The following is a 9,236-nucleotide window of genomic DNA, read 5'->3' as shown; positions in this document are numbered from 1 at the left end:
GCTCTGCCGCACACATGAGGCGCATGACTGAAAATGCCGCGGCTCCCGTTGCCCCACGTCTTGACCTGGACGCCCTCGAAGCGACCGCCCGGGCCGCCGCCACATTGGCCCCTGGGGACTGGTTCTGGCGCGGGAACACCGATTACGAAGAGCCGTCTCTGAACTGCATGGTGTCATCCAAAGGCCGGGTGGAAATTCTCGGCCATATCCCCGTGGACCGTGAAGCCGATTCCTTTGAAGCCGACCTGCACCTGCGCCAGTTCAAAGACCTCTTCTCGCTCTCGACGACGGATGAGGACGCCAGGCGGCACATGGACGAGTGGCTGTGGGCTGACCAGGCCTACGAGGTGCCGAACACCGATTCACGGCTGTCCATCACGGATGAGCGCAACGTCAAGCAGCCGGTCAGAGACCTCGCCGTTTAAGAGGTTGCCCGCCACCGCGGCCTGCCAGACGACACCCCCAGAACACACGAAGGGATCCACCGGGGCGAGATCGTTGACGTCCGCAACCCCGTAGCACGGCATCTTGCCGCCGCCAGCGCAGACACCGTCCTGGCCCTGATCGGCCGGATCCGGCAGCTGTCCTCAGCCACCGAGAAGGTCCTGAAGCTGCACGACACCATTTGGTACGACCAGTGGAAGCACGAGTTCCACTCCGACCAGGGCTACGGCGGCCGTTGCTGCCTGTGTTTGGTATTCGACGGCGCAGCCTGCGACACCGTCCTCTCCCTGGGAGGGTTCCCCGACGATGAATAGCCGCCTCCCGTCAACCGGCGGCAACCCCATGCTGGACAATCGCCGCCGCCTCCAGGAGCGGAAACTGGACCGGCTCGCCGTGATCCGCGTCAGGACTCCCCGCGGCCGCCGGCGAAAGAAGTACATCACGAAAGTCGAGACGGCCAGATACAAGGACCTGATCATCGCCGTCGCCCTCGAGCTGAGGAACCGGAACCAGGTCACGACAGAAAGCAGAACTACATGAACCCGCCCCTCGTCTCCATCTTCTGCGGCGCCGCGTGGCTTATCGCGGCCTTCTTCGCTTGGGCGTTTGTTCACGGCGCCCAGATCCTCCGCAGGCAAGAAGTAGCTGACATCGCGGACTCCGCACGCGGGCTTGAACCAGGCCTCGACACCGTCCAGCCAAACGAACCGGCAACTGGCCAGCTTCCGGCTGCTGCCTGAGGACCCGGCTGTACCGGAGTCCCAAGATTCCCAGCACATTTTCAGCCTTCGGGCGCCGATTGATGCTAGATGTGTGAGTAGTCCGGCGCTGCCGGAACCGGGACCACCCACGGCTACAAGGAGACGATTCGTTGTCACGCAGGAAGAACATCACGCTGGCCGCCTCGGCCACGGCACTGGCATTGGCGCTCGGCATTGGCGCCACGACCATGGCATCGGCAACCACTACGCCGACGCCGTCTCCCAGCAACGTCGCAGGTGATGCAACTGATGGCCACCAAGACAGGGGCGGCCACGGCAAGGGTGGCGACCGGATCGCCGCGGACCTCGCCGCCAAGCTCGGTGTCGACCAGGCGAAGGTGGCCGATGCGCTGAAGAGCTTCCGTGACGCGAGGAAAGCGGACCGGTCCTCTAAGGAGGCAGCGCTGGCGAAGTCCCTGGCGGACTCGCTAGGCATCGACGAAGCGAAGGTCACTGCCGCCATCAACGAGCTGCGCTCCAACCAGCAGAAGCCCGACCGCGGCGAGGTGTTGAAGTCGAGGCTGGACAAGGCTGTTGCTGCCGGGACGCTGACCCAGGCTGAAGCGGATGCCGTGACGAAGGCCGTCGAAAAAGGCGTCCTCGGCGGAGGCAAGCACTAACATCGCGCCGCATAACCAATGAAACTCCCCGGAGGCCGTCTCCGGGGAGTTTCGTTTGCCGGGCAAGGGGATCCCCTGTTCCGCACACATTGTGCCCATGGATATTGATTTCTGGACGCGCTTCGCAGACACACCGCTTAAGTCCGGCCTGGGCTGGGCCATTGCCTTGGTCTACGTCGTCTATGCCATCAACCTCTCCTTCAACCGGCGTGCGGTGTCAGGGACCTACCGCTCCTACCGCAGCGCCACGATCATCAAGACGCTGATCTGGCCGCTCTTCGCCGGGTATTTCTTCTTCGCCGCGATAGACCTGCTCACCCGCGAATGGTTCGGGGCCCTCCTTGACGCCACCATCTGCGTGTTCCTGCTGCGGGACTGGGAACGGTACAAGGACAGCGATGACTGGTGGAAGGGCAAAGGCAAGAAGCTGAAGAAGAAGCTGCGGTCCATGTTCACCGCGTCGTCTCCAGCCATGGCCGGCGCCGGGGCCTGACCGGGCAGGGAAAGCTCCCGATCCGCACACATGAGGGCCATGAGCGACTCCCTGCAGACCATCATCGACCTCCATGCCGCGGCCACCCCTGGCCCGCACCAGGTTGAGGTCATCGACGACCATTCAGGCCGCCACGACAGCAAAAACTGGGTGATCACCGGACTTGCCCGGGAACGGTACGGCAACAACTCCGTCAGCTTCGGTGAAGACGAGAGGACCGCCCGCTTCGTCGCCGCCGCGTTCACCGACGTCCCGGCCATGGCCGCACGGCTGCAGAAGGCAGAGCAGGTCCTCGCCTACATGGAGAACCTCATTGCCCGCTCCGCTGTCATCCCTGGCGACCTCGCCCTCGTGGCTGAAGACTTGCGGGAGGCTTTGACGCTGGACCGTGCCGAATGACGGCCGTCCTAACAACGAGCGACCCCCACGTCGGACACGCCCTGGTGGCCGCGGATCGGGGTTTCTCCAGCACGAACGACCACGACGATTTCTTCGCCCAGCAATGGGTGGAGAACGTGACCAAGAAGGACTCTGTCTGGGTCCTGGGCGATCTCGCCTCGTCCAACCCGAAGCCTGCCTTGGAGCTGCTCAAAAAGCTGCCCGGCACCAAGCACCTGGTCGCCGGCAACCATGACCCCGTCCACCCGCTCTACCCGGATGCGCACCGGCAGTTCCGCAAATACCTCGACGTCTTCGCCTCCGTGCAGATGGCGGCCAGCCGGCGCATCGGGGATCGCACCGTGATGCTCTCGCACTTCCCCTATGAGGGGGACGGCGTCGACCGGGCGGACCGCTACAGCCAGTGGCGTTTGCGGGACGAAGGTCTCTGGCTGGTCCACGGGCACGTCCACAAAGCCTGGAAGGTGAAGGGCCGCCAGCTCAACGCCGGCTTCGACGCCTGGCAGCGCCCGGTGTCCTTCGATGAGCTGGGCAGCTTCATCGACGCATGTGAAGAAGTAGACCTCGAAATGATCGGAGCACAATGACCGACAGCCCCTCCGCTGCCCTACACACCACCCTGCCCTGCGGCGTCTGCCGCCAGCCGCTGGAGCGCGTCGACGGGGAACCGAACGTCCCTTACGACGCCAACATCTTCGCCACCCACGGCCACTACGGATCCACCTCCTTCGACCCGGTGTTCGGAGGCGAGCACCTCGCGCTGCATATCTGCACGGGCTGCCTGACGACCATGCGGGAGAATGCCACCATCCACCGAGTCCTCACTGCGACCGAGGCAACCCCAGAGCAGACGGTCATCTGGGGCTCACCGGAGGACCCCCAGGACGACAACCCCTGGAACAAGCAGCGGCTGCGGAACGACTTCGCCATGGAGGACTTCTTCGAGAAGGCGCCAGGGATGACGCAGGAGGGGGCGAAGCTGATCTTTGACGCCTGCCAGGCAGCGTCCAGGGCCGGGAAGATCTTCGACCCGGCAGCCGTCCCGGCACCTGACCAGACGGACAGTGCCAGGATCATCGCCGCGGCCCAGGCGAAAGTCGACTTCTACGACGACCTTCGCGGCCACCCCTCCGAATGGACCGAGATCGACTACGCCGAAGCGGAGGCCGCATTGAAGGCAGCCGACGCACACGACGCAGCGAACGGTATCTGCAGGGTCCGCGCCGATGCTTGAGTTGCTGGCCGTTTACCTCAGCGTCGACCACCTCGGTTCCGTCCTGCTGCTTCTGATCGTGGGCGCTGTCTTTGCAGCCGTCCGGCATTCCGAGCGGATCAAGCCCGTCAGGGTTCCCCGCGATGGGTAGACCCGGCCCGCGGGAGCGCCGCGCGGGGTACCACCGCGCCCGGCCAACCCCGGAGCCCATCGTCTTCACCTTGAACGGCCACGTCTTCGAGACGGACGGCAAGCACCTCTGGGTTACTCCCCCGGGCTCAGAGCGGCTCGACCGCATCAAGGTCAGCCGCTACTCCGGCGACCGCTCCGCCCGCCGCGGCTATCCCCGTGAACTCATTCGCCCCGAACCCCTGACCGACGACTGGGTGCACACGGCTGCAGCTTTCTGGCTGGACTGGTCAGTGACGGCCGACGCGGCGGCATTCCCCCCTGTGTTCCTGGACCATTACGTTCGCCAGCTGGAGGCGGGCACCGTGCTTGCTGCTGCCGCACACATGGCGTGAAGAAACCGGCGGCCGCCGGCCCGAGCAGGAGGAAAATCCGTTGAACACCACTCCCGACAAGCCACTGGGCTACGTCACCATCCGCATCCCGATCCGCTCCGTCACCGAGCGAGAGTCCTGGGAGATCCCCGAGGAGTACACCTACCTGGAACCCGGCGAGGCCGAACTGATCTCGCACGACATGCCCGCCGGCTGGCACGAGAGCCTCCGCGAACAGCTGATCGAATCAGGCATTTACCTGGCCCAGTGGACAGCTGAGGAAGTCGCCGCTGCCTGCACCCGGCCGGCCGAACCGCCGAAACCGGTTCGAACCCTGGACTTGTTCGGTTTCCAGACCGCCGCCAAGTAATGGGCACGCCGCACACACCAGAAGCATGAGCACATCGACAACGCGTCAGCCCAAGGGCATTCCCGCTGGCGGCCAGTTCGCCGCCACCATCCATACAGAACCTGACACCGTCCACCTCCTCGGCAGACCGGATGACGACTTCGAGGACGCGGTCCAGAAGATCGGCTTCCACGTGATGGCCGCGAACCGCTGGAAAGACGAAGCCATGGACGGACTCATGGGCCGCGGCAGCTTCGACCACAGCCAACTTTGCATCACGGCCTGGCGTGCCGTGGACCGAGCCGGACTGCGGGAGCTCGAGAAGGCAAAGCTCCACCCGGAGATGTACGAATTCCGTGACCGGGGCATGGACCGGTATGAAAAGCACCTCCCGGCAGCCCTGGACATGGTGGAGGGCAAGTACCGCGAGGCCCTGGGCAAGGTGGGTAACGGCGGGCTCCTGGACGCCACCGAACTCGACGTGACCCGCAAGGCGCTCCGCTACGAGATCGATCAGCTGCAGGTACGGCCGGACGAACCGGCCCAAGGCTGAGCGGAGAGCCGGCCGGTGGCCTCCGCACACATGGTGTCCGTGAAGATCCTGAACATCAACTGCCGCTACACCACCGACACCAACGTCGCTCTGCCCTTCGACACGGACGCCCAGGTGCTGGCCGCCTGGGACTACATCATGGCCAACGGTCGCGCTGACAGCTTCCGGTACGACCCGGAGGTCGAGGGCGAAGACCCTGACCGCGCCTGGATGGACCAATTCCTGACGAACCGCTGGGCCGGCAACCCGCAGCCTGCCTTCGATGCCGACCAGGTACGCCGCACCATCCCCAAAATCTGGGGTGCGGAGATGAACTACGACATCCGCGAACTCCTGGGCGTGGAAGCCTGACCCATGGCGAAGGTGAAAGCACTCAACATCTCCCGCCGGGAGTTCCGTGGCCTCCTGGCCGAGAACTACGGCAAGCCCGGTGAACCCGGCGGGCAGCCCTGGTTCGGTGAAGGCCGGTTCGTCCAGCACCTGGCCGTGGACATCAACGTCATGGTCGCGTTCTGCGGCCGTGACATCAGCAGCACCAACAGTCACCCGATCAGGTCGCTCATCGGCATCACCTGTCCAGGCTGTGTGCGCGTGCTGAAGCGGATCAACCGCCGCATCACAGCGGAGAACAAAGCAGCTGAATAAACCCGAACTGCAAGGGAAGGTCACTGACATGGAAGCCCCGAACGCACCCATCATGGCCCGCTCATCGCTGCGCGCCACAGGCAACTATAAGGTCGCCATTGCGTTCCTGTACTTCGCTGTAACGTCAATGTTCCTGGCCATGGGCACCCTCGCCGGTGCACAGTTCAATGGAGTCTTCTGGGTTCTGCCGCTGGTCCTTCCGCTGGCCATGGGCATCAAGGGCTGGAGCACCAGCGCTAAGTTGACCGGCGAAGCGGCCAGGCAGCAGGCCGACATCTCCCGCTGGGATGTGGCCTGACAAGTGCACCGTTGGGCCGGTGTTCGCACACGCCATGGAGTCCTGCACTTGCTGGAGCTGACCTCAGAGGTTGTGGGCCATGGCGTAGTTCGTCATGGCCTCGTAAAGCTCATTCACAGCTCTCGTTGAGTGAAGCCCTGGACTCCCAGAGACCCTTCCGTCGGCAAGGACGAGATGTTCTCGGGTGAACTTGTCGCCTTCAACCGTGAAGGTCCGTTTCGTTCGAACGAACGACACCCGGTGCCCTTCCGACTCCCACGCCAACCGCATCTCGTTGCTGGCGTTCGCTAAGTCCAGCAACCTATCCTCTGTCATTAAGACCCCAGGAGCCATCTGAAGGTATTCATCGCTGTACTTCGGCCCAGGCAGAACCAAGCCTGCTTCAAGGTGCCCCTGCGGCACCATTTTCAGGAACGCGGCAACGGAGGCGCTGATGTCCGGGGCACCACTTACGTCCCATACGCTGTATCCGGCCACCACGTGCGCTTGGGCCCAGTCCGAGTGCGCCTTCAAGTAATCGGTCTTTTGACGCTCGGCTGCGAGTCGGTTCAGGAACTCATTCATAGGCTGACCTTCCAATGCAGGTGTTAGTTCGAGAGTAGCTGACGGTCGGTGGATAGTGCGCGTAACCGGTCTGTACATAGAGCTGGCATGTAACTTCGCCTGCACAAAGCCCTGGGCTACGCACTCACGGAAGCCTCGTCGGCAACGACCCGCGCATCAACCAGGATTCATCCCTGCTGTTCTGGGCCCGCTTCGAGGATGTGGACGAGAACTTCATGGTCCCGACCCTGGACAACTACGCAACCTGGCTGGAGGAAAAGGCTGCCGAAGGCGAAGGTGGCTTTGGAACACCGCACCCAGGCCAAGCTGATCCAAAAGTCCGGCGCTACTGGAGCTGACCCTACAGACCGTTGTCCACGACGAATTTAGCCATAGCCTCATACAGATACGGCCCCGGCTGACGATTGATTCGGCCGTCTTGGAGGATGATATAGACGTCTCGGGCCGGGAAGCCATCGTCGGTATAGGTTCGTTCCACATGGAGATAGCCCACCTCGAACGCATCGCGCCGCCACGCGGCCAATGCCTCGACGGTCGCTCTATCAGGAACGAGGATCCGCATGCCTGTCCCAGCCAATCCAGGATCCATGCGACCGACCTCGTAGGGTGCCTCTGGGCCAGCCAGAACAAGCGCGGTCTTGTATCGATCGCTGGGCACCATTGCCAGAAAAGAAGAGACAGCTTCACGAGCTGCCGGGTCCACTATCTCGAAGAGCCTTTGACCCTCGGAGACGTGTGCGGCCCTCCAGGCATCCCAGTCACCCCTTGATTGAGCATCTCGGCGCTGCGCGGCGAGTCGGTTGAGAAAGTCATTCATCGGCTGGCCCTTTCAATTCCTCACGTACAGCGAGGATAACCGCTGGTGAGGTGCCCGCGGCGGTCCGCACACATAGGGAGCATGTCACTCCGCATCCGAAAAGTCCTGGGTTACGCACTGACCGACGTCGTTCCTTCCGACCCGCGCATCAACTGGAATTCGCCTCTGCTCGACCTGATGGGTGTCACGCCGACTTTCGGCGACTTCGTGCGCCATCTGGAAGCCGCCGGGCCTTTCGAAGACCCAGAGCTGGAGTACGTTGACATGGTGCAGGCCGGGATCGGCGAAAGGACTGCCTACCGCCTCGGCTCCTGCGTGGTGCACTCCTTCGATTACGGACTACCCAACGTCATGGTCTTGGTCCCGCCGTCCTACGCGTCTACCTGGATCCAGGACGACAACATCTTCGATTACGTCGAAGCCCACCTCGGCGGCGAAGCCGACACCGAGCCTGCTCTGTATGACGTCCCGGGCATCGACCCTTTCGACGGCCGCTGGATGGACAAGAACACCGGTCTGGAGCTGAACCACAACTACGTCCGCGGCTACCGCCGCGCCCTTGAACTCAACGACACCAAGCAGCAGGACAGCGCCGCCCGGCGCATCTCCGTTGCCGGGCGCCCCCGACCGGAGACGCCCCTCTTCACTGACGCAGCGACGGTCGCCGAGCGGCTGACCCGTCTGGTCCCGGGTGAGATCCGGGAGCTGGCCGCGTATGGCGCCCTGTTCACCGCCCCGGGCACCTGGACGTCGCTCAAACCAGTTCTCTACACGTACTGGTCGTAGGCGTCCGGGGAGGGAAGACAGGACTCCCGGACACATAGGACGGGAGCGCAGCAAGCGCCAGCCGACCTACACCAGGAGTCCTGCCATGTACGCCCTCAAACTCAGCTTCGTCCTCCGCTACCAGAAGGATGTCCCGCGCAGCGTCGTCGTTCCGCTGGAGAAGCTGGCCGGCATCAACCTGGCCGACGAGAACATTGCAGACCACCTGCTGGCCTCAATCCTCGGCGACGACGACCTCATGCGCGAGCTCTTCGGCAACTACATGCACCAGTACCGGGAAATGGTCGATCACACGGACATCTACTGGAAAGACCTGATGCGCTTCCAGGAGGAAGTCATCCTTGTCCTGGTCGAGGCCTAGGCAATCGATGAACCCTGACCTGCTGGCGCACGCCACCGAATTCGCCTTCGACCCCGAAGGCGCCTCTTTCGGCGACAAGGAAGTCCACCACTTCACCGTCACCGTAGCGCGCCGCTCCGCGGATAAGTGGGCGGTTCTCTGGATGAACCGCTGCTGGAACAAAAGGACCCAGTCCTGGGAGTACGAATCGCTCCCGTCCAGCCGCACCAAGAAGTTCCTCCGGAATGCCCGCTGCAGCCCCGACGAGGCGGTGTGGATCGCTGCCGGCAAGCCGGACACTCTGGCTGTCATGGACAAGACGTGGCTGGACTTCAGGGCCATCCATGCCCTCCAGGACGCGAATCAGCAGTAGCGCGAACCCGTGTGGCGCAGATGGGCCGGACTCCCCATGTGTTTACTCCAGTCACTGTGCTTTCATGGTGGTGCCCGC

The 9,236-nt window shown here is 63.5% G+C and carries 21 protein-coding genes; 19 read left to right on the top strand and 2 right to left on the bottom strand.

What is annotated here, in order from left to right; genetic code table 11:
- Nucleotides 1–23 precede the first annotated feature (23 nt).
- From HMI59_RS23815 to HMI59_RS23745, 15 genes are all read left to right on the top strand, one after another.
- Nucleotides 24–425 (top strand): hypothetical protein, encoded by a 402-nt coding sequence (locus HMI59_RS23815; protein WP_193594059.1) that lies wholly within the window; start codon nucleotides 24–26, stop codon nucleotides 423–425.
- 325 nt (nucleotides 426–750) lie between these two features.
- Entirely contained in the window at nucleotides 751–984 is a 234-nt protein-coding gene (locus tag HMI59_RS23810; RefSeq protein ID WP_193594058.1) for a hypothetical protein, read from the top strand.
- On the top strand, nucleotides 981–1,184 hold the full coding sequence (locus HMI59_RS23805; protein ID WP_193594057.1) for a hypothetical protein: 204 nt from the start codon (nucleotides 981–983) through the stop codon (nucleotides 1,182–1,184). The genes HMI59_RS23810 and HMI59_RS23805 overlap by 4 nt, the downstream gene beginning before the upstream one ends.
- A 131-nt stretch (nucleotides 1,185–1,315) precedes the next feature.
- Nucleotides 1,316–1,825 (top strand): hypothetical protein, encoded by a 510-nt coding sequence (locus HMI59_RS23800; RefSeq protein WP_193594056.1) that lies wholly within the window; start codon nucleotides 1,316–1,318, stop codon nucleotides 1,823–1,825.
- Between the two features lie 97 nt (nucleotides 1,826–1,922).
- Complete coding sequence (locus HMI59_RS23795; RefSeq protein WP_193594055.1) at nucleotides 1,923–2,318, top strand: hypothetical protein; 396 nt, start codon at nucleotides 1,923–1,925, stop codon at nucleotides 2,316–2,318.
- A 39-nt stretch (nucleotides 2,319–2,357) separates the two neighbouring features.
- Nucleotides 2,358–2,717, top strand: a complete 360-nt coding sequence (locus tag HMI59_RS23790; RefSeq protein WP_193594054.1) for a hypothetical protein — start codon at nucleotides 2,358–2,360, stop codon at nucleotides 2,715–2,717.
- Nucleotides 2,714–3,304, top strand: coding sequence for a metallophosphoesterase (locus HMI59_RS23785; RefSeq protein ID WP_193594053.1), 591 nt, complete (start codon nucleotides 2,714–2,716; stop codon nucleotides 3,302–3,304). The genes HMI59_RS23790 and HMI59_RS23785 overlap by 4 nt, the downstream gene beginning before the upstream one ends.
- Nucleotides 3,301–3,951: a hypothetical protein gene (locus HMI59_RS23780; protein ID WP_193594052.1), complete on the top strand. Its 651-nt coding sequence runs from the start codon at nucleotides 3,301–3,303 to the stop codon at nucleotides 3,949–3,951. Before HMI59_RS23785 ends, HMI59_RS23780 begins: the two co-directional genes overlap by 4 nt.
- Nucleotides 3,944–4,081, top strand: coding sequence for a hypothetical protein (locus tag HMI59_RS23775; protein WP_193594051.1), 138 nt, complete (start codon nucleotides 3,944–3,946; stop codon nucleotides 4,079–4,081). Before HMI59_RS23780 ends, HMI59_RS23775 begins: the two co-directional genes overlap by 8 nt.
- Complete coding sequence (locus tag HMI59_RS23770) at nucleotides 4,074–4,454, top strand: hypothetical protein (RefSeq protein WP_193594050.1); 381 nt, start codon at nucleotides 4,074–4,076, stop codon at nucleotides 4,452–4,454. The genes HMI59_RS23775 and HMI59_RS23770 overlap by 8 nt, the downstream gene beginning before the upstream one ends.
- Nucleotides 4,455–4,494: 40 nt before the next feature.
- Nucleotides 4,495–4,803: a hypothetical protein gene (locus HMI59_RS23765; protein WP_227471686.1), complete on the top strand. Its 309-nt coding sequence runs from the start codon at nucleotides 4,495–4,497 to the stop codon at nucleotides 4,801–4,803.
- 25 nt (nucleotides 4,804–4,828) lie between these two features.
- A complete protein-coding gene (locus tag HMI59_RS23760) occupies nucleotides 4,829–5,335 on the top strand; it encodes a hypothetical protein (protein WP_193594049.1) in 507 nt (168 codons plus the stop codon).
- 30 nt (nucleotides 5,336–5,365) lie between these two features.
- Nucleotides 5,366–5,686, top strand: a complete 321-nt coding sequence (locus tag HMI59_RS23755; RefSeq protein WP_193594387.1) for a hypothetical protein — start codon at nucleotides 5,366–5,368, stop codon at nucleotides 5,684–5,686.
- Nucleotides 5,687–5,689: 3 nt separating this feature from the next.
- Nucleotides 5,690–5,980 (top strand): hypothetical protein, encoded by a 291-nt coding sequence (locus HMI59_RS23750; protein WP_193594048.1) that lies wholly within the window; start codon nucleotides 5,690–5,692, stop codon nucleotides 5,978–5,980.
- Between the two features lie 28 nt (nucleotides 5,981–6,008).
- Nucleotides 6,009–6,278 (top strand): hypothetical protein, encoded by a 270-nt coding sequence (locus tag HMI59_RS23745; protein ID WP_193594047.1) that lies wholly within the window; start codon nucleotides 6,009–6,011, stop codon nucleotides 6,276–6,278.
- Nucleotides 6,279–6,341: 63 nt separating this feature from the next.
- Here the strand turns inward: HMI59_RS23745 and HMI59_RS23740 are convergent, their stop codons facing one another.
- Nucleotides 6,342–6,842 carry a hypothetical protein gene (locus tag HMI59_RS23740; protein WP_193594046.1) on the bottom strand — a complete coding sequence of 167 codons (501 nt, stop codon included), beginning with the start codon at nucleotides 6,840–6,842 and terminating at the stop codon, nucleotides 6,342–6,344.
- Nucleotides 6,843–7,042: 200 nt separating this feature from the next.
- Between HMI59_RS23740 and HMI59_RS23735 the strand changes: the two genes are divergently transcribed.
- Nucleotides 7,043–7,180 (top strand): hypothetical protein, encoded by a 138-nt coding sequence (locus tag HMI59_RS23735; RefSeq protein WP_193594045.1) that lies wholly within the window; start codon nucleotides 7,043–7,045, stop codon nucleotides 7,178–7,180.
- 2 nt (nucleotides 7,181–7,182) lie between these two features.
- On the opposite strand, the gene HMI59_RS23730 is transcribed toward HMI59_RS23735, so the two are convergent.
- Nucleotides 7,183–7,659, bottom strand: a complete 477-nt coding sequence (locus tag HMI59_RS23730; RefSeq protein ID WP_193594044.1) for a hypothetical protein — start codon at nucleotides 7,657–7,659, stop codon at nucleotides 7,183–7,185.
- Nucleotides 7,660–7,740: 81 nt separating this feature from the next.
- Between HMI59_RS23730 and HMI59_RS23725 the strand changes: the two genes are divergently transcribed.
- The 3 genes from HMI59_RS23725 (at nucleotide 7,741) to HMI59_RS23715 (ending at nucleotide 9,158) form a co-directional block, all read left to right on the top strand.
- Nucleotides 7,741–8,445: a hypothetical protein gene (locus HMI59_RS23725; protein ID WP_193594043.1), complete on the top strand. Its 705-nt coding sequence runs from the start codon at nucleotides 7,741–7,743 to the stop codon at nucleotides 8,443–8,445.
- Between the two features lie 85 nt (nucleotides 8,446–8,530).
- A complete protein-coding gene (locus HMI59_RS23720) occupies nucleotides 8,531–8,806 on the top strand; it encodes a hypothetical protein (protein ID WP_193594042.1) in 276 nt (91 codons plus the stop codon).
- Nucleotides 8,807–8,813: 7 nt separating this feature from the next.
- On the top strand, nucleotides 8,814–9,158 hold the full coding sequence (locus HMI59_RS23715; protein ID WP_193594041.1) for a hypothetical protein: 345 nt from the start codon (nucleotides 8,814–8,816) through the stop codon (nucleotides 9,156–9,158).
- The last annotated feature ends 78 nt before the right edge of the window (nucleotides 9,159–9,236 follow it).

Source organism: Paenarthrobacter sp. YJN-5 (assembly GCF_015040095.1).
Lineage (GTDB): Bacteria > Actinomycetota > Actinomycetes > Actinomycetales > Micrococcaceae > Arthrobacter > Arthrobacter ureafaciens.
Note: the sequence above shows the minus strand (reverse complement) of the source record. Positions and strands in the feature narration are given on the sequence as shown.